14 protein-coding genes and 1 pseudogene are annotated in these 21690 nt (G+C 66.4%); 5 read left to right on the plus strand and 10 right to left on the minus strand.

The window, feature by feature from the left end; all coding sequences use genetic code 11:
- Positions 1-169: 169 nt before the first annotated feature.
- On the minus strand, positions 170-3622 hold the full coding sequence (locus tag AB0G15_RS39550; protein ID WP_362850440.1) for a S8 family serine peptidase: 3453 nt from the start codon (positions 3620-3622) through the stop codon (positions 170-172).
- Between the two features lie 174 nt (positions 3623-3796).
- On the opposite strand from AB0G15_RS39550, the gene AB0G15_RS39555 reads away from it, so the two are divergent.
- Complete coding sequence (locus tag AB0G15_RS39555) at positions 3797-4765, plus strand: helix-turn-helix domain-containing protein (protein ID WP_362850442.1); 969 nt, start codon at positions 3797-3799, stop codon at positions 4763-4765.
- Positions 4766-4853: 88 nt separating this feature from the next.
- Here the strand turns inward: AB0G15_RS39555 and AB0G15_RS39560 are convergent, their stop codons facing one another.
- The 3 genes from AB0G15_RS39560 to AB0G15_RS39570 all read right to left on the minus strand — a co-directional run bounded on the left by AB0G15_RS39560 (position 4854) and on the right by AB0G15_RS39570 (position 6926).
- Positions 4854-5780 (minus strand): NmrA family NAD(P)-binding protein, encoded by a 927-nt coding sequence (locus AB0G15_RS39560; protein ID WP_362850443.1) that lies wholly within the window; start codon positions 5778-5780, stop codon positions 4854-4856.
- Positions 5781-5901: 121 nt separating this feature from the next.
- Positions 5902-6108, minus strand: a complete 207-nt coding sequence (locus AB0G15_RS39565; RefSeq protein ID WP_362850445.1) for a DUF397 domain-containing protein — start codon at positions 6106-6108, stop codon at positions 5902-5904.
- Positions 6099-6926: a helix-turn-helix transcriptional regulator gene (locus AB0G15_RS39570; protein WP_362850447.1), complete on the minus strand. Its 828-nt coding sequence runs from the start codon at positions 6924-6926 to the stop codon at positions 6099-6101. The genes AB0G15_RS39565 and AB0G15_RS39570 overlap by 10 nt, the downstream gene beginning before the upstream one ends.
- A gap of 491 nt (positions 6927-7417) precedes the next feature.
- Between AB0G15_RS39570 and AB0G15_RS39575 the strand changes: the two genes are divergently transcribed.
- A complete protein-coding gene (locus tag AB0G15_RS39575; RefSeq protein WP_362850448.1) occupies positions 7418-7891 on the plus strand; it encodes a hypothetical protein in 474 nt (157 codons plus the stop codon).
- A gap of 14 nt (positions 7892-7905) precedes the next feature.
- Here the strand turns inward: AB0G15_RS39575 and AB0G15_RS39580 are convergent, their stop codons facing one another.
- Both AB0G15_RS39580 and AB0G15_RS39585 read right to left on the minus strand, forming a co-directional pair.
- Complete coding sequence (locus tag AB0G15_RS39580) at positions 7906-9894, minus strand: hypothetical protein (protein WP_362850450.1); 1989 nt, start codon at positions 9892-9894, stop codon at positions 7906-7908.
- Positions 9895-9922: 28 nt separating this feature from the next.
- Complete coding sequence (locus AB0G15_RS39585) at positions 9923-10150, minus strand: hypothetical protein (protein ID WP_362850451.1); 228 nt, start codon at positions 10148-10150, stop codon at positions 9923-9925.
- A gap of 291 nt (positions 10151-10441) precedes the next feature.
- On the opposite strand from AB0G15_RS39585, the gene AB0G15_RS39590 reads away from it, so the two are divergent.
- The 3 genes from AB0G15_RS39590 (at position 10442) to AB0G15_RS39600 (ending at position 12900) form a co-directional block, all read left to right on the plus strand.
- Positions 10442-10738, plus strand: a complete 297-nt coding sequence (locus AB0G15_RS39590; RefSeq protein WP_362850453.1) for a hypothetical protein — start codon at positions 10442-10444, stop codon at positions 10736-10738.
- Between the two features lie 330 nt (positions 10739-11068).
- A complete protein-coding gene (locus AB0G15_RS39595; RefSeq protein WP_362850454.1) occupies positions 11069-12466 on the plus strand; it encodes a DUF2786 domain-containing protein in 1398 nt (465 codons plus the stop codon).
- A 149-nt stretch (positions 12467-12615) separates the two neighbouring features.
- Positions 12616-12900, plus strand: a complete 285-nt coding sequence (locus AB0G15_RS39600; RefSeq protein WP_362850456.1) for a helix-turn-helix domain-containing protein — start codon at positions 12616-12618, stop codon at positions 12898-12900.
- A 369-nt stretch (positions 12901-13269) separates the two neighbouring features.
- Here the strand turns inward: AB0G15_RS39600 and AB0G15_RS39605 are convergent, their stop codons facing one another.
- From AB0G15_RS39605 to AB0G15_RS39620, 4 genes and pseudogenes are all read right to left on the minus strand, one after another.
- Entirely contained in the window at positions 13270-13527 is a 258-nt protein-coding gene (locus tag AB0G15_RS39605; RefSeq protein WP_362850458.1) for a MafI family immunity protein, read from the minus strand.
- Positions 13528-13537: 10 nt separating this feature from the next.
- Positions 13538-13774: pseudogene (locus AB0G15_RS39610) on the minus strand (EndoU domain-containing protein); the annotation flags it as partial.
- Between the two features lie 459 nt (positions 13775-14233).
- Positions 14234-14692, minus strand: a complete 459-nt coding sequence (locus AB0G15_RS39615; protein ID WP_362850460.1) for a hypothetical protein — start codon at positions 14690-14692, stop codon at positions 14234-14236.
- Positions 14693-14697: 5 nt separating this feature from the next.
- Positions 14698-21348, minus strand: coding sequence for a polymorphic toxin-type HINT domain-containing protein (locus AB0G15_RS39620; RefSeq protein WP_362850462.1), 6651 nt, complete (start codon positions 21346-21348; stop codon positions 14698-14700).
- Positions 21349-21690 lie beyond the last annotated feature (342 nt).

The raw sequence follows: 21690 nt of genomic DNA on the forward strand, positions 1-21690 counted from the left end.
ACGCCCTTCCTATCGCCACAACCCTTTTTCCGGGTGTTATATCCCTCTGCCCGGGGTGGTAATCCCCGCCCCCGGCGGGTGGGGGGCGGGGGCCCCGCCCCCGGCCGGGGGCGAGGTCACATGGAGGAGCGGTGTCACCCGCGTCCGGTCAGTGGCCGTTCACAGTCCGTCAGCGGCCCGCCACCACGAACCGGCCGGTGAGCGGGCCCAGTTCCACGGTGTACGTCCCCTCGTCGCTCCGGCGCGCGTCGAACGAGAGCCGCACCGCCCTGTCGGCGCGGACCTGGACGGTCTGCCGCCGTTCGACCTCGCCGTCGACCCGCAGGACGGCGTCGTACCCGCCCGCCCTCTCTCCCACGTTCTTCACCCACGCGGTGATCCGCACCGGGCGGCCGGGGCGGGTGTGGTCCGGGCTGACGTCGAGGCCGGCCAGGGCGAAGCGGGGCTCGGGACCCGGAGTCCGGTCGTGGACGAAGATGTCGGACTTGCGGTTGGTGTCGTCACCGACGAGGTTGGCGGAGTCGCTCTCGAAGGCGACGTACCGCCCGTCCCCGCTGATCGACGGTATGCCGGCCGAGCCGTCACCCTCGACGTCCTTGGGACCCGCGGAGACCCGCGTGGTGGTGCCCGCCTTGAGGTCGCGCACGTACACGTCCGTCCGCCCGTTGGTGTCACCGGCGGCGAGGTTGGTGGCGTAGGTGTAGAACGCCACGCTCTGCCCGTCGGCGCTCAGCGACGGGGCGAAGGACCAGTCATCGGCCATGGTCCCGTCGGACGCCGCCGACGCGAGCTTCCTCGTGCCGGTCTGCCGGTCGTGGACGAAGATCTGGTATCCCTCCATCCCGCCACTGGCGATATAGACCACCATCCGCCCGTCGGCGCTGATCGACGGGCTGCTCGCCTCCCTCGCCTCCGGCGCGGGGATCAGCTCGGTCTTCCCGGTCTGCCGGTCGCGGACGAAGACGTCGCCGTGCCCGTTGGTGTCTCCCGGTACGAGGTCGGTGGCCTGGCTCTCGAAGGCGACGAAGCGGCCGTCGGCGCTGATCGACTGCTCGCGCGAGTTCCCGTCGCCCGTGGCGCCGCCGGTCCCGACCGAGACGAGCTCGGTCTTGCCGGTGGTCCGGTCGCGGACGAAGACGTCGGTCCGGCCGTTGACGTCCCCGGGCACGAGGTTGGTGGCGTCGCTGTTGAAGACGGCGAAGCGGCCGTCGGCGCTGAACGAGGGTGACGAGGAGAGCCCGTCACTCTGGCCGCCGTCGGAGGCCACCGAGACCCGCTCGGTCTTCCCTGTATTCCGGTCGTGGGCGAAGGCGTCGGTCTGCCCGTTGGTGTCCCCGGCCACGAGGTTGGTGGCCCCGCTGCCGAACCCGACGAGGCGCCCGTCCGCGCTGAGGGTCGGGCTCAGCGAGAATCCGTCGCTCTGGGCGCCGTCGGAGGCCACCGAGACCCGCTCGACCGCCCGGGTACGCAGATCGGTCACGAAGATGTCGAGGTCGTTGTTGGTGTCGTCGGTGACGAAGCCGGACCCCGGGCTGGCGAACGTCACCACCTTGCCGTCCGCGCTCATCTTCGGCCACCACGCCTCACCGTTGCCCTGGCGGCCGTCCGAGGTCACCGAGACGCGCTCGGTGGCCAGGGGCCGGGGGAGGGCGAAGTCGGCCCGCGCGGGCTTCGTCCCGCGTACGGCGACCTTCGCGGGCTCCGACCTCGACACGTCGGGAGCCGCCGCGACGACCTGGTAGTCGCCCTCGGGCACGTCGTCGATCGTGTACCGGCCGTTGAGGTCCGTCGTCGCCACGAGGCTGTCGGGCACGCCGAGCACCGTGACCGTCGCGCCCGGCACCGTCGAGCCGGTCGGGCCGTAGCTCACCTGCCCCGAGATCCTCCCCCAGCGGGTCCGGTCAAGCGCGACGCGGACGTCGGAGAAGCGGTCCGCCGTGACGCGGACCCCGGCCGTCTCCTGCCGGTAGCCGAACCTGGACAGCGTGAGGTCGTACGACCCGGCACCGAGCCGCATCTCGAACCGCCCCTGCTCGTCGGTCTCGACGGTCCGGCCGGTGTCCGTCCGGGTGACCGTCACACCGGCGAGCGGCTTGCGCGTCTTCTCGTCGGTGACGACGCCCCGGACGCCGCTCGCGAGAGCCGCCTCCGCGACGGCGGCGTACGCGTCGATCCGTCCGGCGCCGAAGCGCGGGTTCGGGCGCTCGCCGTAGCGGCCGTCGAAGAAGGACGTACCGGCCAGGATGCCCAGCGTCTCGTCGACGCCGAGGTCGCGGCGGGCCTGGAGCATCAGCGCGACCGTGCCGGAGACGTGCGGGGTCGCCATCGAGGTGCCGCTCAGCGATCCGTACTCGCCGTCCGGCAGGGCCGAGAGCACGTCCACGCCGGGTGCCGAGATGTCCGGGACGACGTACGACTCGGGCCACTCGGCGGGCGCGTCGACCCAGTCGGTCCTGCGGACCACCCCGCCGCAGGAGAACTCCGGTACGTCGTCGCCCGCGTCGGTGGCGCCGACGGACACGGCCTCGTAGACGTTGCCGGGGCTGCCCGACCCTCCTTCGAGGCACTCGTTGCCGATGGCGAAGGACGGGAAGGCGCCGGCCAGGTAGATGTTCCTGGCGGGTTCGACCATCTCGTCGGCGTAGCCCTCCGCGCCCAGCGACATGCTGACGACGTCGGCGGGCTTGCCCGCGGGGGTGCCGTCGGCGGCGTACGGCGCGATCGCCCACTGCATGCCGGCGATCACCTGGGCGAGCGTTCCGCTACCGCCGGGGATGACCAGGCCCGCCATCAGCTCGGCGCCGGGCGCGACACCGATCTGCGTGCCCGACGCGTTCCCGCCGGCGATCGTGCCCGCCACGTGCGTGCCGTGGTAGCTGCTGTCGTGGGGTGAGGAGGGCACCGGCCTGCCGTCCGGGCCGAACTCGATCCAGCCACCCGGGTAGGACGGGTTCGACGCGTCGTCGGTGACGAGCTTGCCGGTGAGGTCGGGGTGGGCGATGTCGACACCGGTGTCGAGGACCGCGACGCGCACGCCGTCACCGGTGAGCCCGCGCTCCTTTCGCACCCGGTCGGCGCCGATCTTCTCGATGCCCCAGGCCGATTCCCCTTCCTTGGCCTTCGCGGCGCTGCGCGGCGCGGGCGGGGCCTTGAGCTCGAAGTTGGGGATGATCCGGTCCACCAGGGCGAGCGCGGCCAGCGCCTCCAGGGTGGCGGGCCTGGCCCGGACGAGGACCATGTTCTTGATCCAGAACGTGTTGAGCACCTGGTCCCCGTGGGACTCGACCAGCCGGACGACGGGGGCCTGCACGGCGTCGGCCGTCTCGGTCAGGGCCTTCCGCGCCTCGCCCGGCGAGGGGGCCGACGACCGGAGGCCGGCGCTCGCGCCGAGAACGACGACCGCCTCGACGCGGTCGTCGGCACGCGCGCCGGCGGTCCTCGTCCGGTCGAGCAGCTCAGGGGCGATCTTTCCTCGCCGGGCCGGCTCGGCGGGAGGCTTCTCCGCCGAGGGCTGCTGTGCCATGGCCGGGGCCGCCGGCAGGGCCGTGGCGAGTGATCCCAGGACGAGGAGTGCGGCGAGTGACAGGCGTTGCCCGCGAGAGCGCAGGGCGGACAGCGACATGGAGGGACTCCTTCGTTCAGGTGCGCGCTGTGATGCTCCTGAACGCTGGCATCAGCTGTCATCCCCTGACAAGCTGGGTCAGAGGCGAGTTCCTGTCAGGTGACGTAAACACGACAGGCGAGGTGGCGGGCTGTTCCCGGTGCCGGAGCTCACCGTACAGGCAAGGAGAGTGTGATGCTTGAGGCGATCGGGTTGAGCCGGCAGGACGAGGCGGTGTACGACGCACTCGTCCGTAGGACTCAGGCGACGGTCTCCGAACTCGTCCATGACTGTCACATCCCGGTGTCAGCCGCCAGACGGACGTTGCGCTCGCTCGTCGACCTCGGCCTGGCCACCCGTTCCACGGGACGCCCCGTCCGCTATGTCGCCGTCTCACCGGACAGCGGGCTGGAGGCCGTGCTGCGCGAGCGCGAGGCCGGGCTGCGCGACGTCCGCCTGCACATCGGGACGCTGGTCAAGATGTACCGCGCGGGCACCCGGTTCGCCCATCCGGGCGATCTGATCGAGATCGTCTCGGGACGTGACGAGGTCAACCACCACTGGGTGCAGATGCAGCAGAACACCCGGACCCAGATGCGGGGGTTCGACCGCCCGCCCTACGCCGCCCCGCAGGCGCACACGGAGCCGAACCACGTGGAACTCGCCCTGCTGAAGCGAGGGGTGAAGTACCGGGTCATCTACGACAGGAGCGCGCTCGCGCTTCCCGGCTGGCTGGACGACGTCACGGCCGGGATGCGGCACGGGGAACAGGCCAGGATCGCCGCGGACCTGCCGATGAAACTGGCCATCTCCGACGACCGGCTCGCCATCATCCCGCTGCTCCGGCCGGTGGACGACATGATCGCGGCGTCCTACGTGATCCACCCCTCCCCGCTCCTGGACGCGCTGGTGGCCCTCTTCGAGACGACGTGGACACGCAGCGTCCCGGTCCAGCTGAACTCACCCGACGCGGAGGTGCTGTCCGAGGAGGAGGCGAGACTGCTCACGCTGCTGGCCTCGGGAGCGACCGACAAGGCCGCCAGCCGGGCCCTGGGATGGAGCGAGCGCACCGTGCAGCGGCACGTCACCAAGCTGATGCAGCGGGTGGGGGCGCAGACCCGGTTCCAGGTCGCGATGGAGGCCACCCGGCGCGGCTGGATCTAGGACCTGCTCGAAACGGCTCACTGATACATGTCACTCGAAGTGGCTCACTGACACGACCCACTTCGGCACGGAGGTCCAGATCCAGGTCCTACGCCTCCGGGGACTCCGGGGCCTTCACGGTCTCCGAGACCTCCGGGGCCTTCACGGTCTCCGAGACCTCCGGGGCTTTCGCGGCCTCCGCAGCCTCCGCGGCCTCCGCGCCGAAGTGGGCGGCGTGCTCGGCGGCCCACTCCGCGAACGAACGCGGCTCGCGACCGGTGATCTCACGCACCGCGGGCGAGACGGAGGTGGACTCGGGCGGCGGGTTGCGCTGCCAGGAGACGAGCAGCTCGATGAGCTCCTCACCGTGTCCCGCCTGCCGCCAGCGCCGGCGCGCCTGCTCCTCGGTGAGCTCGACGAGGCGGAGCGGACGGCCTGTCGCCTCCGCGATCGCGGCCAGGCGCTGACGCCGGCTGAGCGTCTGAGGCCCCGTGAGCACATATGTCCTCCCCGCGTGGCCGCCACGTACGAGCACCGCCGCCGAAACGGCGCCGACGTCCGCCTCGTCCACGACCCCGCCCGGAACGTCGGCGAACGGCTCGCGTACCTCGCCCTCCGCCCTGATGGCCGACGCCCAGGCCAGCGTGTTGCTCATGAAGTCGACCGCCTGCAGCCCGGTCCACTCGACACCGCTCGCCGCGAAGGCCTCCTCCACCGGACCCACCTGGCCGTTCCACAGCAGTGTGACCCGCCGCACTCCGGCCTTCTCCGCCAGCCCGGCCAACTCCGGTCCGGTCCGCAGCGTGGCGTAGTCGTCTCCGGCCGCGGTCAGCAGATGCACGCCCTCGACACCATCGAAGGCCGGCCCCAGCGTGCCGGGATCGGTGAGATCGCCCCGCACCACCTCTACGGACTCCGGCAGGCCGGCCCCGGCCGGATCCCTGGTGAGCGCACGCACCCTCCGACCCGCGCGGAGCAGGTGTCCGACCACGTGCCGACCGACCTTGCCTGTCGCCCCGGTCACCAGAAACGTCATTGGATTACCTCTCTGCGGACGAGAGGCCGACGTTACGTCCCATCCTGCGCCCGCCGCATCGGACCATGGACCTAGGACTGGCCTGGAGGCGTGGCGATCGACGAGCCGAAGGGATGAAAGGTCAGGTCAGAGTGTCGAACTCGCCGGTCTTGACGCCGCCGATGAACGACTTCCACTCGGCGGGGGCGAAGAGCAGCTTGGGGCCACCGGGGTTCTTGCTGTCGCGAACGGCGACCACCCCGGCCAGGTTGGAGGCCACCTCGACACACTGACCACCGTTCGATCCGGAACGTGATGACTTCTGCCACATAGCGGCACTCAGGTCCATTCCCGCCTCACATCCTCGATCATTTTGAGGGACATGTGATCAGGATAAGCCCATCGCCGTATCGCCTCATATCGGTTCCATATTGAGGCCACAAGACTGGAATCAGTCGAGACATGCCCTTCCGCCGATGAGTCGGCATGGATGGCATCTGGCTGCCCGTCCGGAAGCTCGGCGATCATAAAAGCTCCCAGGAGTCCTGGTAGGCATCTCTGATCGACAAGCTGGATAGAAACAGCGGGATTCTGGCCAACCTCCAGTAGGTAGTCGAGCTGACCGCGCATAACCTCAGAATCCCCAACCGGACGGCGCACCACATTGGCGTCGATGAGAGTCAGGAACAGGGGCGGGTCGTCCCGCTCCAGGATGGAGCGACGTTGAACCCGGGCCTCAATGCGTTCCTCTACTTCCTGAGAGGTCATTCGGGGTTCTTGGCTGAGAACGTGGCGGGCATAGGACTCTGTCTGGAGAAGGCCGGGAACGAGGAGGGGATCCCAAGAACGTAGGACGAGGGCGGTCGGCTCGATCTCCTCGACCCAGCTCTGGAACCAGATCGGGCCACCGGGCTGGGTCAGGATGCGCTGACGGAGGCGAGTGAAGGCGTTGCCGTCAGCGGTCTTGAAGAGCTCGTCCAGCTTCTCCGCGTCGGACTTCGACGGTGTGCGGGTAGCTCCCTCCAGGCGGCTTATCTGAGTCTGGGTGCAGCCGAGTCGCCGGGCTACGGAGGACTGCGAGAGCTGCGCGGCCTCCCGCAGTCGACGCATCTCGGCGCCGAACCGCACGCGAGGGGATCCGGGGTCGAGGGGCAGCACCTCATCCATTGCATTTCCTCCCGAATTGGAAAAAACGGACTTAATGGTCGGCTGGTGATATCGAATCCAGTCCAGATAAACCAGCGGCTGTCATGGTCCGCTCTATCCTGGGTTGCCTATCCAGTAGTCGGTCGACTACCGATAAGGCATTCTAGGCACAGGAATCTTCTCCGTGAAAGTGTTGACGAGAAAGCGGTAAATCACTTCCCCGGCCGGAGGCGAATCAGGTTGGATATGAATGAGATAACCCTATTTTGGGTCTCCCTCGCGAGCATCGGAAAGCATTCGAAAGGCGAATCATGACGACGAGCGAGCCGCCGGCCGATCGGATCACGGCTTCAACCCGCGAGTACATGCTCCTGCCCTGGCTGACGACAACGGTCGGCGTGACCTGGCAACTCCCCTTGCCTGACAAACGAGTATGGAAAGGGTGTGGCGAACGCGTGCCGAGTGGGTAAAGATTGATACGTCCCGGCGCCCACCACCCCCGGAGGTCCTAAATGCGCTCCACCCGGTTACTCGCCGTTGGTCTGGCGCTGGTGATGGTGACCGCAGGATGTGCTTCCGGGCCATCCTTGAAGGATGCGGCAGCGGAGTTACAGAAAGACATGCAGCGACTGGAAACCGACGATGTCTTCAAGAACCCGCTCATGAATTTGCGAATCGTACAGCGTCCGGACAAGGATCTTCCCTGTGGGGAAGAGAAGGTCAAGCGAGTATTGCGGGCAACGGCCGACGAGGAACGCGTCGACGAATCACTGGATTCCCGCCTAGATAAAGCCCAAAGGGTTATGGAGAACACGCTTTCCCGAATCTTGGGCTACAAGGTGGAGTATGACATCAGCCAGGTAGATGCGCCGGAGGGGCGGTTTATCTATGGCAGCAAGGAGGTGGGAGTGATGGTTAACGTTTATGTGGCTCCGGAAGCGCCTACCTGGCGACTGCACGCACAGACCGCTTGTCTTCCACGGTAAGAGATCTTCCCATTTCAGTTCGGGGTCTTCAATAGATTCTCGGCCAGGTCGCTGGTTTGGAATCGTGAGGAATGCTCGACCTTTTTGTCAAGGCTTGCGTTATCGTCCATCCAGCCATCGTAGGCATCCAGCTTTGTTTGAAGTACCTGTTCCCACTTCTTGTCGCCGACGGCCTCGCGCCTAGCCTCGGCCACGAGTTCGTCATATGTTTTGAGATTTCCGGTGGCCGCGCTGAGGAGTTCACTGGGAGGTTCACTCGCCGGATAGCCGCCACTGTGGAGAAGGTACGCCATTTCGTACTTCATGCGTCTGGCCAGGTCGGCCCGGGTCTCTGTGGCCGCTTGGACCTGTGTCTCGAAACTGTCGGCCCACTTATCCGATGCGGTGCTGACGATATAAGCCTGGGTGAACTCCCAGCCAACTTCGAATACAGGCTTCGTGAAGCTAGCCCCGCCGAGCATCAAACCGACGGTATTTTTGGTGATATCTCGGGTCATATCGGAGATGGCGTCTTCTTCGCCGAGCACGTCTTTTGCCGTCTTGAATGCGACGCTGCCGAAATCACCGAACATCAATGAAATGTCACGGAAGTAATCAGTGTTGCCCTGTGCGTCCAGTCTCGCAGCGCTCAGCAAGGCGTCATAGCGGAACTTCGCCACCGTCGAGTCGAACGAGTCAGCGACCTTATCCTCTCCAACGAAGGTTTTCATGAATTGAGAAGTGTCACTGGGACTGAGGTAGAACGCGGGGGTCACCCCGGGGAGGGCTTCCCAATGTTGGGGGATCTGCATGCCGGAGGAACGGTCGGCGGCCCTGTCGAAGCGTCCGCCCGAGACCATCTCATGGACATACGAATTCGCGACCACGCCCATGGAATCCTTGGCGGGCCAGGGCAGGTCGGCACCGAAGGTGCCCGCGACTTTTATCAGGTCCAGGGCGAAGGTGGCGGCCTCCGGGCTGTGCTGGCCGGCCTTTTCGGTCTTGGCCTCGGTGCCCGCCTCCATCGCCCGGCCGAAGGCGTCGGCTACCTCGTCCCCGGTGCCCACGCCCTTGGCGTAGTCGAGAAACAGCTTCATCTTGTCGACCTGGCTGAGCTTGACGTCCGTCCCGCCCATCTTGGCGAAGGCGTCCCGCACCGCCGCGCCGTCTCCGTCGAGCACCTCCAGGCCCATGGCGACCAGGTCGTCAGGCAGGTCGTACTTCTTGCCGCCCAGGGATCCGGCACGCCACTCCTGCCCGGGTCTCTTCGCGAATTCGTCCAGGACCAGCGCGCGGGCCGCCGCGCTGCGGATGGACGAGGGGGCGTTCGCGCCCTTGAGCAGCGCGAGCCGGTTCCACGCGACGATATTGCCGTCGACCGGTTTGACCAGGTCGTCCCTGACCTTGGCGAAGGCCGGGACGAGGGTGGGGGCGTTCAGGGCCGCGCCGAGGGCCTTGCTGAAGGTGGCCAGGTCCTTCTTGGCGGTCTTGCTGCCGCTGGCCGCGATGATGCTGGGCAGCGCGTCGCGGACCTTGGGGGAGAGCAGGGCGAAGAAGGCGGCGGCGGCCTGGGGGTTTTCGGCGATTTTGGCGACGTCGTCGATGTGCTCGTGGATGAGCTTGGCCTGCAGGTCGCTGTGGAAGTTCACCAGGATGTCGTCGCCATACATCCTGGCCAGGCCCTGGGCGAGGTCGTAGTCCTTCAGCTCGTCGGGGAGCCGGATGAGCCCCTGCCCGCCCGCTGCCAGGGAGACCGCGCCACCCACTCCGCCCAGCTCGGGGGCGCCGTCGCCCAGGGCTTTGATCAGGTCGATCCGGCCGTGGAGCATGGAGACCTGCCTCCCGCCCCAGTCCGCGATGTCGGTGATCTCCCGGAGCGCGGGAGTGTCGACCCCGTGCTGGCGGAGCTTGCCCTCGAATTCCCGGCTGAAAGCGGTCAGCCGGTCGGCGGCGCCGCGCAGGGAGGTGGCGAGCTGCCCCATCTGCTCGGGGTCGATGCCGCAGAACTCGCCGGTCGATGGCATGGAACGGTCCCCCTCATGGTCATGACGGTCACGTACGTCCGGCCATCTCCCGGCGCATGGCGTTCGCCTCGGCCTCGGTCACCAGCGGAGGGGAACGGCGCAACTCCTCCTCGACCGCGTCCACCACGCTCTGAGCGAGCCGCCCCAGCCGTTGGTGCCGGTCTTCCAGCTCGGTGGTCCACGTGGTGGCCGTCGGCCCCGTCCACACCTGTCCCGACCGCATCGCCGAGGAGGCGCGCTGGTATGCCTGCCGCACCTCATTTGCCCTGTATTCGGCTTCGACGAGCAATTGCCTCAGCCGTTCGTGCCGGGGACTGGGCACCATCCGCTCGGCCACGCCACCCCCGCCCTTTTCGTGACCCCGTGATGAAGGAGAAAGTCGCATACCAGGTTAGGTATTGATCGTCTAAGTCGGCAAGTCCCGTACTCGACCGGTATCGCGCTTCCGCCAGTAGGTCTATGACCCCGTGAGCGGACGGAACTGGTATTTCGGTCATTCCCTCTCATGCCGGAGCGGCTACTCCACCCACCACCATCGGAGTAACGCATGACGCTGTTCGAAAAGCACATCGACACGATAGAAACCGCCGTCAAGACCGCGTACTGGATATATTTCGTCGCCGGTTTCGTGCTGTTCCTCGCCGGTCACGTCACCATCCTCATGGCCGTCGTGATCGGCATCATCTGGCTGTCCCGCGTCGCCCTGTACGAGATCCGGCGGACCCGGGCGCGCTGGGACCGCGAGAGCGCCGACGAATCGGAACTACGCCGCGAGCAACAACGCGAGCACCGCGAACGAGAGCTGCGCCTCCAGATCCGGCGCCTCCAGCAACCGGACCGCTGACCACACGCTTCCGCCTCGATCATCCATGTCGGCAGGACTGGCCGCGTTCCCGCCGTACCGGTGAGAGCGGGCGGGGCGGGTGGCAGCGGAACGAGTCGGTTCCGTGCCGAATCGCCACCGCGTCGACCACGGTGACACCGGCGAAGCCCTCGAACACGACCTCAGCCGAACACGGCGGATGGCAGTCTGAGCAGCGGTGTCGGTGCCATCATGGCTCGGGTTGGCCCGAGCGCGATCGGCGATCCACGTGACCGTGATCGGTTCACCGGCGTCGCGGGCAACCCGGAACGACGCGGATTTCCAGCGAGCGGAAACAAGGAGCAGCCGACGATGGGCAAGGCCAACCGGGAACGGCGCAAAGCCAAGGAGAAGGAGCGCAAGCGGCGGCAGCCCAGGGACGCAGGGGCTCCCCACGGGGCCGGGCCGCACGACTTCTCGGCGTTCGGCTTCCCCGGCAAGGCCGGGTTCTCGCCGTTTGACCAGTCCTGGTCGCTCAGCCCCGCCGTGCTCGCCGAGCAGCTGGTGTCGCAGGCGGTGCACGCCCGGTTGGACGGCGACACCGACGGGTTCGAACGGAGCGCGGCGGCGCTGGTCGAGCGGCCCGGGGTCAGCGGATGGCGGCGCGTCGCCGACCGCACGCTGACCGCCACGCTCCGGCACGAACTGGCCGACCTCTGGCAGCGGGGCTGGCAGCCCGCCGACGTCGCGCGGATGGCCCGCAAGGAGTTCGGCGCCCGGCACGTGCGGCTGTTGGCCGACGCGATCGCCGACGAGGCACAGAAGTATGCCGCGGTCACCGTCGACCCCCAATGGCACGGCCAGCTGTCGGCGCTGGAGGCGAAGGTCTGGTGGGAAGGCGACGACTACTCACGGGCACGCGGCGAGCGCGAACGCTTGGACCGGGCCGCCCTGGTCACCCTCCTGCTCCAGCTGGTCTGCCTGTTGGCCACCCTCCCCCGGCTGGAGCGGCTGATCGCGCCGCCGGGCACCGCCCGGCACGCCACCCTGCGACGCGGTCCAGCGGTCGACGAGCGCATGCTGACCCGGGTCAGGGCACTGCTGGCCAAGGCCGAGTCGACGGAGTTCCCCGCCGAGGCCGAGACCTTCACCGCGGCGGCGCAGCGGCTGATGGCCAAGCACAGCATCGATGCGGCACTGCTGGCCGCCGCAGCACACGGCCAAAGCGCCACCGACCAGCCCGCGGGCCGCCGGATCGGCGTCGAGGCCCCCTACGAGGGGCCCAAGGCGGTGCTGGTCGACACGGTGGCCGCGGCCAACCGCTGCCGCGCCGTATGGAGCAGTGACTTCGGCTTCTCCACCGTGCTCGGCTTCTCCGCCGATCTGGACGCGGTGGAGCTGCTGTTCACCTCGCTGTTGGTGCAGGCCACCACCGCCATGGTGCACGCCGGTTCCCGCCGCGACGGCCATGGCCGCTCCACCACCCGTTCCTTCCGGCAGTCGTTCCTCACCTCCTACGCCCAGCGGATCGGCGAGCGCCTGGCCGAGGCCACCGGGGAGGCGGTGCGCGAGGCCGCCGAGAGCTCGGGCACGGACCTGCTCCCCGTGCTGGCCGCCCGCGACCAGGCGGTCGACGAGGCGGTCGACGAGATGTTCCCCCAGCTGACCTCACGCCCGGTGGCCCCGTCCTACAACCGCGACGGCTGGCTCTCCGGCCGCGCCGCCGCCGACCTCGCCACCCTGCACGGCGGCACCGAAGTCACCGGCTGATCGGTGTCCGCCGAGCCATTGCCGGCACGTTGAGGAAGGCACAAAGGAAGCGGTGTCGGCGGGGCGGGCGGCAGCAGAACGAGTCGGCTCCGCTGTAAAGTCGCCGGCACCTCGGCCACGAAGACGCCCTGGTCCTCCCGCGCGAGGCGGTGAGCCTGCTCGCCTGCATCTTGACCCAGGCCGCGGAGGGGCGCGGTGTCTCGGTCATCCCTTCCCATGCCGAGCTGACCACCCAGCAGGCGGCGGACATATTGAACGTGTCCCGTCCCTACCTGATCGGATTGCTGGAGTCCGGAGCCATCCCCTACCGGATGGTGGGAAAGCACCATCGCATCACCGCTGAAGATCTCATGGAGTACAAGCGGCGCGATGATCTGAAGCGGCGGACCGCCGCAGATGATCTCGCCGCGCTCGGCCAGGAGTTGGGGCTTTGACCGTGACCGGCCAATGGATGTTCAGGTCGTGGAGGCGGACCTGGGCGCCGTAGCCCTCGTCACCGGCCACGAAGTCCAGGCGCACGCCGTCGGCGAAGGCCTCGCGGAACAGGTCGATGGCCAGTTCACCCTTGGTCGCAAAGGCCAGGTGCAGCGGCAGGGCGGTGTGTGTGGGAACCCCATCAGAAAATCACACCGACCAGTCGCGCGGCATCCCAGCTCACACAACGAATGCGCCTGCCGTGCTAGGTGCAAAAGCCCCGCCAGGACGCACCTGGCGGGGCTTCAGACTTGCGGTTGCTCACTCCGGTTCGACCCGCATCAGACGATCACGACGTGGCTCATTCGAAATGGCGGGAACACACTCGGCTATCTTGTTACCAGCTCACGCATTCGCGCGATTAGATCGCGAGATCCAAGATCCTCCGACAGTCGGACGAGCTGCGCGTAATATCCTTCGTTAATCGACAGCTCGTCCTCGTAAATCCATGAGCACATGGTGTCGAAAGCTAGGGCGAACTCTCCGGCCGTCAGAAGGTCGCGCACATCGACTGCGACCGAAGATGCAGTGATAGGCGACCCCTCTAGCAGTTCTTCGATCTTGGCGACGTACTCAACAGCTTCCATTTCGCCTCCATCAGGGCCGGTACGGGAAACCGGTCACAATTCGATCCGTTGCAGGTTCATAAATGACCCTGATGTTCACGCCGTCCACTACTCCTTCTATCTTCCACCGCGACGGATCCCCGTTCCTCGTGTACAGGGCTCCATTTCGGCCTGTCTGCTGCGTCCTAACGCTGTTCGGACTCGTCGCCACGTCGATGACACTGTCAAGGATCTTGTCGGTGTCCCAGCCGCGCGGAAAAACAGTCTTCCCCGGCCGCTGACGTTGCCGTCAAGCACCCCAGAAGCCCCACCGATCAAGGTCGGTGGGGCTTCATCGGCGGAATTGGAACTCCCGTTTGATCGAAGCTATCGAGAGTCAAGCATCACACCCGCGAGAACTCGCACAGGGCCATCCATGGAGAATCCCGCGTAATCTTTCCCTGCGCCTTTTGGGTAGATCACCTACAGTTCATACGGGTGGAGTGGAACTTCGTAGGCTTGCTATTCGTCTCGTGATCCCCGTCCGGATGCTGTGCCGCCCCTCAGAAGATGCCCTGCGTCAAGCCACGCTGAAGGCTCGCCAGGAATTGCCTGACGGGCCTTCGGATTTGCACTCACGACATCTAGAAACCGGGCAGCGCTACCGCGGCGTCAATTGCATGCCGAAACTCTCTCAGAACACACACTCGGAGACCTCTCTCAGATCTGGCTGCTGGGCGCACAAGGATCACGATCCTTGCCGGAGAGTCTCTAGTTCGCGAATCGGGAAGGTGATTCCACCCCACGCCTTTGAATATGCGGCAGTGCTGCCACACCGAACCAGCACGTCGTCAGCCATGACCACCACGCTGCGAATAAATGCACGGACGTCAACCCGGCCGCGCCATCGCAGACTGCCGCCGCTCCAGCGGCGGGACTCTGATTCCATGTCCGTGAATTGGACGACCTGCAAGTACGCCTCTTCGTCCGCTCCCGTAAAGAACAGGAAGGTACCCGCGGGCTCGGCAGGAAGGAAGGCTGTTGCCGAGCTTGACCCCAGTCGGAGGTCGATGGCCGCTTGCACTACAGAACCGAGACCATCTCCAATGTATGTGGTGTGTACTTCGATGGTCTCTCGCGGAAAGCGTAGAACGAGATCGGCCGAGCCGGCCCGCACCATCTTCCAATGCAGAGAAAGTTGTTCCATTGCCATCACCTTGGATAGGCGGTACGTAGAGATCCGTCTGGATTGAGGATCACTTCGATGCTAGTTTCACCTTTGGATCCAACAGGGTAGCCGAAATCGTGTGTGTGAATTGTTCCGTCCCGAGGGCGCCCGGCTCCATCGGGAGTATTTCGTCTCCCTGGCGTTTTTGCAGCATCCTCAATCAACTCTCCAATTTCATCCAGATCCATGTAGTTGGAGAAAGTCGTGTTTCCTCGCGTCACTCCTGGACTTCCATCTACGTGCTCATGCAACACGTGTTGCCAACCATCCCCGTCAAAGAGATTGCAGTTGCTGTTGTGAACGAGGACTGGAGCCGCCCCCGCCAGCACATAGTACGTGTGGATGCCGGCAACGGTGAGGTTGTGAACACGCTGCTTGTGAGCGAGTCGAGTCTCGGTGGCTGAGACCTGTGTGAATGTACCCGTGCCGGTGCGGAGCCACATGCCCGGCTTGAGTTGATCGGCATCGACCCAGCGGCGCTCGAACTCGACCCAGAACGGGTGTTGGTCAGTCGCTAGAACTGCCCCTGTCTTGCCGGACCTGCCGTCTTCAGCGGTTACGCTGACCTGTACGAGCCGCTTCTCGCCCGCGCTGCCGATCAGGGCGGTTACCGGCTTGGCCTCGGTCTTGCCGGTCTCCGGGTCCGACGCGAGGACCTTGTCGCCAATTTCGATCTTTTCGATCGCCTTGTAGGAGCCGTCGGCCATCAGAACTTTGGTGCCGGGCACGAAGCTGCTCGGCCTTTTACAGTTCTTGGCGACATTCTTCGCCCCGGCTTCGGCGGTCTTGCTGCCTTTCCTGAAAAGCTTTCCTATTTTACCGAACGGCAGTAGCCCTACTGCGGCCCAACCGCAAGCGGCTCCGTCTCCTTGGCTGCACCCGACATGATCGCCGAAGAAGAAATCGAAATACTCTTTGGACCGGGACTTGAGTGTGTCCCAAACAGACGGGCCGCCAACAAAGCGTGCGGTTATCTTTTTACCGTTGTTCGGGCAACCGAACCCTATGCAAGGCTTGGCTGCCTTGCGCGGCTTGGAAGCCGTACGCGTCTTACCCTTCGCCGCTTCTTTGCGGTCGGAGGCGTAGGCGGCCTTTAGCGCCTTCTTCTTTTTCTTCGGGTCCTTCTGGTTGTGCGCCTGGGTGTATTGCATGGCGCTCTTGGTGGGACAGTCGCCGGGGCGGCAGGCGGCTTGGCCGTCGGGATCGGAGAATCCGATGGGGTTGTTGCCGGCGTAGCTGTAGGGGTTGGTGAACTGCGGGTTGCGCAGGTCCAGCAGGGGGTCGGTGGAGATGAATTTGGCGATGGCCGGGTCGTAGTAGCGCGCCGAGAGGTAAGTCAGGCCGGTGGAGGCATCCTCGGTCTTGCCGAGGAAGCCGCGGTCGGTGAAGGGCAGGTCATCGCCGCCGCGGCGTTTACCGAAGGGGGTGTAGCGCTCGCGGCTGATCTGGCCGGTGGTGTCGTTGACGGCGAGTTGGTTGCTGCCGTGCAGCCCCGACAGCATCCAGGTGAGACCGGTGGAGGTGCGCAGGGCGACGGTGGAGCCGTCGGCGGCGGCGTAGTAACGCTTGGCGCTGACCGCGCCGCCGGACAGGGTGAGTTCCATCGCCCCCAGGTACAGGGTGGTCGTGCCACCGGGGTCGCGGCGGATCAGGCGTTCGCCGGCGGCGTTGTAGACCATGGAGGTCTGCTGGCCGTCGACGACGGCCTGGGTGAGCCGGCCGAGCTCATCCCAGTCGAAGGTGGCGTTCTTGCTGGCGACGGTGCGGCCGGTCATCTGCCCGGCGTTGTCGTAGCTGTAGGTGTCGGTGCCGCCGGGCCGGGTGATGGAGGTGACCGCGTTCGGCCGCACCGTCCCGGTGGGGTAGGTGTAGGTGGCGGCCTGGCCGTCCTCGGTCAGGGTGGTGATGTTGCCGACCGTGTCGTAGCCGTAGGTCTGGCTGTAGGGATCTGGGCCCAAGCCGTCGGCGGGGCTCGCACAGGAGGAGCCGGTGGTGGTGAACGCGGCGCTCAGGCGGCGGCGGGCGTCGTAGGTGTAGCACTCAGACTGGCCGATGGTGCCGCTCGGGACGGCGGAGGCGGCGTCCAGGATCCGGGTGATCTGAGCGGCGGTGTCATAGAAGAACTCGTCGTTTTGCGCGGTGACCGGGACAGTGGTGTCGGCCTTGGTAGTGGTGGTGACTCGCTTGAGAAGCCCGGTGGCATCATCCCAGGTCAGGGCGCGCTTGACCTGCCCCGCAGCGCCGTGGGCGCGGTCGTTCAGGCGGGCGGTGGCGGTGTAGGTGGTGTCCTTGACGTAGGTGAAGCCGCCACCGTGGTTGGAGCTGAGGGTCTTAGGCAGGCCCAGGTCGGTATAGCCGAAGGTGAGCTTCTCGGCCGCCAGCCCACCGGTGGCGGGCAGGTTCTGCTCGATCAGGTTTCCTGCGGCGTCGTAACCCGAGGTGAAGGTGTACTCGCCGCCGAGCAGTCCTTCGGTGGCGGGGATGGTCACCTTGGAACCGGTCGCGCGGTAGTCGGCGTCGTAACCGGTGACGGTCTGGGTGTAGGCCTGGCCACTGGTGTAGCGGATCGCTGCGGTCGGATGGCCCTTGGCAGGGGTGTCGTAGGTCCATTCGGCGATCTTGGTGCCGGTACTCACCTCTCCGGACCATTGGGTGGCCCGCCGTCCCAGGTCGTCGTAGGTGTAGGAGACCTTCTGGTTCTTGCCGTTGATGTTCCAGATCGGGTTTCCGGCTGCATCATAGCCAGAGGAGGAAGCGCCGGCGTCGGGATCGGTGGCGGCGGTGCGCCGGCCCAGCCAATCGAAGGTGAAGGTGCGGATCTTGCCCTTGGCGTCGGTGATCGTGGTGAGGTTGCCGTCCAGGTCGTAGCCATAGGCGGTGTCGTGATGGGTGGCGGCGTCCACCCATTCCTCGACCTTGACCGCCTGGCCGAAGGCGTCCAACACATTGACGGTCTTGGCTCCCACTGGGGGAATCGTTTCGGTCCGGTCGGCGCCGGGGTAGGCGGTGGTGGTGCGGCGCAACTCGGTGCCCAGGTGGTAGTCGACGGCCGCGACCGGCCGTTCCTGACCGTCGTAGAGGGTTTTGGACCACTGTGGCAGGCTGGTCAGCGCCGGATTCAGCAGCCCGGATCCGGCCGATCCGGTGTTGTGCACCGGATCCGAGACGGCCGCGACCAGGCCGCGCTCGTCGTAAGTGGTGACATTCACCATCCGGCCTCCGGCGGGGGAGACAGCTTGGGATTCACGCTGGCGGCCGAACCCGTCGTCGAAGGTGTGCGAAGTCAGCCATTTCGCACCGCTGCCGGTACCTGACAGCAGGCGATTGACCGTGCTCTTGGCCGGAGCGGTGCCGGTCAGTTCATAGGCGAGGGTCACGGTGGGCGTGCCGCCGCTGCGCGGTTGCGCGGGTCCCCAGGCCCTGATGGACCGGCCGAGGGCGTCGTAGTCGATCTCGGTCTTTCTGGTGTTGGCGTCGACGACCGACAGGGGCCCGCCGTGCAGGTGCGAGGCTTTGGTGATGGCGCTGTGGCCCAGGGCGTTGGTGACGGTGACCCCGGCGTGTGGCCAGCCGACAGCCGGGCTGTAGACGGTGCTGGTGGTCTTGTTACGTGGATCCACGCTGGTCAGGGTGCGGCCGTAGTCGTCATAGGTCGCCTTGCCCACCGACAGAGTGCTGGCGTTGGCGTAGGAGCGGCTCTCGGTGATGTTGCCGTCGGTGGGTTTGTTGGTGGCCGGGTCGGTGCCGCCGTCATACAGCGCGATCGACTTGCCGATCAGCGTCCCGGCCGTGCAGTCGTCCCCGGATCGTTTCTCCGTCACCGATGGGTAATCGATCATCCACTGGCCCAAGTCGGTGTTGCGGGCGTAAGTGATCGACACACACGAGTTGTCGGTCGTGACGCCGTCCTGGCCGTAGTCGTTGACCTTGTTCGGCAGGCCATCAGCGTTGTAAGCGGTCTTCTCGTCGGTGTAGCGCCACGAACCGCTCGCGAGAAGTTCGCGGCCGCGCTCGCGGGTGGTCAGCACCTTGACCGGGTCATGCACTCCCGGGCCGGTGCCAGCCGCGACGAGGGAGTACTCATACCGCGTTCCGTCGGCCTCGGTAAAGGCGCGTGGGCTCAGCGAGGTCAGCTTCCAGCTCTGCTCTTGTAACACCCGGCCCTGCAGGGCGCGGACGTCGCTGACCGTGCTGCCCTCGAAGTTGGTGACCGTGGTCCCCATGCCGCGCAGGAAGGTGGCGGAGGTGACGGTGTAGCCGGCCACGTCGGTGCCCGAGCCTTGGGTGGTGCGGACGGTGGCGTACCCGCGCCAGTCGGTCGAGGGCGGCGAAAGGCCCGGCTCGGAGTATTCCACCGGCGAGGCCCAGCCGGGCGCGCCCAGGTACTCGTAGCTGTTGACCATGTCCGGGGAGGCGGCGACGGTGTCCTTTTCGGTGACCTTGGTGACCAGCTGCTTGTAGTACAGCGTCCAGGCCTCGTTGCCGCTCTCGCTCATGTCGATCTTGTAGCAGTCGCCGGTGTGGTCGGCATGGTAGTTGGTGCCGTCGCGGCCCTTGCCGCCCGAGCACGGGTCGGCCTGGCCGTAGGCGACCTCGACGCGGCCGCCCATCCCGTTGGCGATCGCGCCGATCCGCGGCACCATCCGCCACGACAGGTACTGCGTCCAGTCCGAGGCGTCGTCGTAGACCATCTTCCCGGCCAGCATCACCGCGTCGAAGTCGGTGGCCGGCAGCGTGGCCGAGCCCCCTCCGGCCAGGCCGGTGTGTTGCACGGTGTCCAGCCACAGCATCGGGTCATACGGTGCGCCGAAGTCGGTGCGGGTGTAGACCCAGGTGTAACCCAGATCCAGGCGGTCCACCGGATCCCAGCCGCCGCCGGCGTTCAGCGACTCGGTCAGCACCGAGTTCAGCCTGCGGGTGGAGTAGAAGGCCAGCGCCCCGTTGGCGCAGCCCACCTGGACATCACACTTGAGGTCGGTCGGCACGTCGGCGGTGCCTCGGTCGACGGTGCTCAGCGTGGTACGGGCGGTCGGCACGCTGCCGGCCACCTGGGTGTTGTGCCCCCACTCGGCCTTGGCCAGGAACCCACCCCGGTCATAGGGCAGCACCTTGTAGATCTCATGGAAACAGCTGGGCAGGCAGAAGTAGTTGATCTCGCGCTCGTAGGTGTAGTCGATGACGTTCTCATCGGCGTCGATCTCCTGGTCCAGGTTCCAGCGCCACACCCCGGTACAGGTCGGCGGGATCGCATCAGCCAGGTAGCGATCGAAACACGGCTCACCCGAATCGTTGCCGACGTAGGGCACCTGCCACTGGGCGTCCTTGCGGAAGCCGAACCGGGAGACCTGCCCGCCGACGGAGGTGATCTTCCAGTACGCCTGGCTGTCGGCGCCACCGGACAACTGCTCGATCTTCCAGCCGAAGTCGGGCACCGTCTTCCACAGCCCCGAGACCCGATCCTTGACGATCTGCGCCGAACGGCCACCCAGGTTGATCACCAGCTCTGATTGCGTCATGTCGTTAGTGGAGGAGTCGTTGTCGTTGGCGTCCGGAGATTCCCAGCACAACGCCTTACCGAAACTGCCGGTCTCGGTGGCCGTCCAGACCAGGTTGGATTGCCAGTCGTACTGGTTATCCACGACGCAACGGCGAAAGCGGCGCTCGATGAACCCGGCGTTCAACTCCCAGCCCGCACCGACCGCGCTGGACTGGTTGTTGGTCCAGTTGCCCTGGCCATCGACGGAGGAGGCGTCATAGCCCAGCGACAGGTCCGGTCCGTTGCCGGCCGGTGAGGGCGGCTCAGGCAGCGGGTAGTCGTAGCTGAAGCCGCCGCCGGAGGTGCCGGCCTGCCAGGTGCCCGAGGGTTTGAGATCGGTGGCGCCGAAGTTGCCGTCCGGGCCGGTCAGCCCGGCGGCCATCAGGTACACCGACCCCTCGGCCAACTGTTTGGCCGCGGCGGTCTCGGCCGCCGCCCTCGCGGTGGCCTTGGCGTCACCCTTCAGCGCGGCGGGGACCTTGGCCGGTGTGCTCTGGCCGATCTCCACCTCGGCGACCAGCACCCCGGATTTCACATCGTTGGCCGCTTTCACCACCTGCGGGCGCACCACGCATTCGCGCGGGCGCGGGGTTTGGACCGCGCAGGCAGGCAGCCGCAGGATTTGCAGACGGCCGGCGAAGTTACCGCCGAACCCGTCGCGGAAACCGGCGTAGGAGAACTCCGCCCGCACCTTCCCCTGCGCCGTCGTCCCATCGGTCCGCTCGAACCGGGCAGCCACTCCGACTCCGCCCAGTTCGCGCACCGCCTCGGCCGACAAGGTCTGCACCTTCACCGTGCCGACCTCGGCGCCGGCATCCACCGCGCCCACCCGGACCGGTAGCTCTCCGGCCCGTGCCAGCGCGGATGTCACCTCAACTTCGGCGCTGCCTGCTTTGGGCCATACCGGAGGCTTCGGTGTCACCACCGGCGCGTTGTCTTCCGCCCCCTTGCCGACCTTGGGTTTCGGTACGGCGCGCCCGTCCACTGATGGCTCGGGATCCGCTGTCGGAACGGCTGCGGATGCTGGTTGCACCAGGCGGTCGGGGACCCCCATCCCGGAGATCAAAACCGCCATCACCACCCCGATCACCAGGGCCATCAGACGAAATCGCACGCGCCGAACCCGCATCCCAAACCCTTCCGCAGGCACGCTGACGCAGACCCCAGACCCGGGGCCGTCACGCGTCAGCGAGCAGATAAAGAGCAAATAAGAGGACGATCACCGTGGATGTTGATCGAGATGACAAGAGCGGTCAACCCATTGGAAAGTGCCTTACCGGTTACTCGGGGCGATAGCCCACAGTGATGCTGCACCGCCGGAAACCCCGTTAACCCTGGTCAAGATCACATCTGTGGGTGCGAGCTGATCAGATGACATCTCAGAAAATCCGCTAATGTGACTTATCTCACGCCGAAGACCGAAAACGTATTTTATGAGGGT

Origin of the sequence: Streptosporangium sp. NPDC023825 (assembly GCF_040639575.1) — a bacterium.
Classification (GTDB): Bacteria; Actinomycetota; Actinomycetes; order Streptosporangiales; family Streptosporangiaceae; genus Streptosporangium.

Bases quoted from the DNA above. Each gene is read 5' to 3' on its own strand.
- AB0G15_RS39575 (WP_362850448.1), top strand. From the start codon at position 7,418: ATGCGCTCCACCCGGTTACTCGCCGTTGGTCTGGCGCTGGTGATGGTG.
- AB0G15_RS39570 (WP_362850447.1), bottom strand. From the start codon at position 6,926: ATGGATGAGGTGCTGCCCCTCGACCCCGGATCCCCTCGCGTGCGGTTC.
- AB0G15_RS39565 (WP_362850445.1), bottom strand. From the start codon at position 6,108: ATGGACCTGAGTGCCGCTATGTGGCAGAAGTCATCACGTTCCGGATCG.
- AB0G15_RS39555 (WP_362850442.1), top strand. From the start codon at position 3,797: ATGCTTGAGGCGATCGGGTTGAGCCGGCAGGACGAGGCGGTGTACGAC.
- AB0G15_RS39595 (WP_362850454.1), top strand. From the start codon at position 11,069: ATGGGCAAGGCCAACCGGGAACGGCGCAAAGCCAAGGAGAAGGAGCGC.
- AB0G15_RS39550 (WP_362850440.1), bottom strand. From the start codon at position 3,622: ATGTCGCTGTCCGCCCTGCGCTCTCGCGGGCAACGCCTGTCACTCGCC.
- AB0G15_RS39615 (WP_362850460.1), bottom strand. From the start codon at position 14,692: ATGGAACAACTTTCTCTGCATTGGAAGATGGTGCGGGCCGGCTCGGCC.
- AB0G15_RS39560 (WP_362850443.1), bottom strand. From the start codon at position 5,780: ATGACGTTTCTGGTGACCGGGGCGACAGGCAAGGTCGGTCGGCACGTG.
- AB0G15_RS39590 (WP_362850453.1), top strand. From the start codon at position 10,442: ATGACGCTGTTCGAAAAGCACATCGACACGATAGAAACCGCCGTCAAG.
- AB0G15_RS39620 (WP_362850462.1), bottom strand. From the start codon at position 21,348: ATGGCCCTGGTGATCGGGGTGGTGATGGCGGTTTTGATCTCCGGGATG.
- AB0G15_RS39605 (WP_362850458.1), bottom strand. From the start codon at position 13,527: ATGGAAGCTGTTGAGTACGTCGCCAAGATCGAAGAACTGCTAGAGGGG.
- AB0G15_RS39580 (WP_362850450.1), bottom strand. From the start codon at position 9,894: ATGCCATCGACCGGCGAGTTCTGCGGCATCGACCCCGAGCAGATGGGG.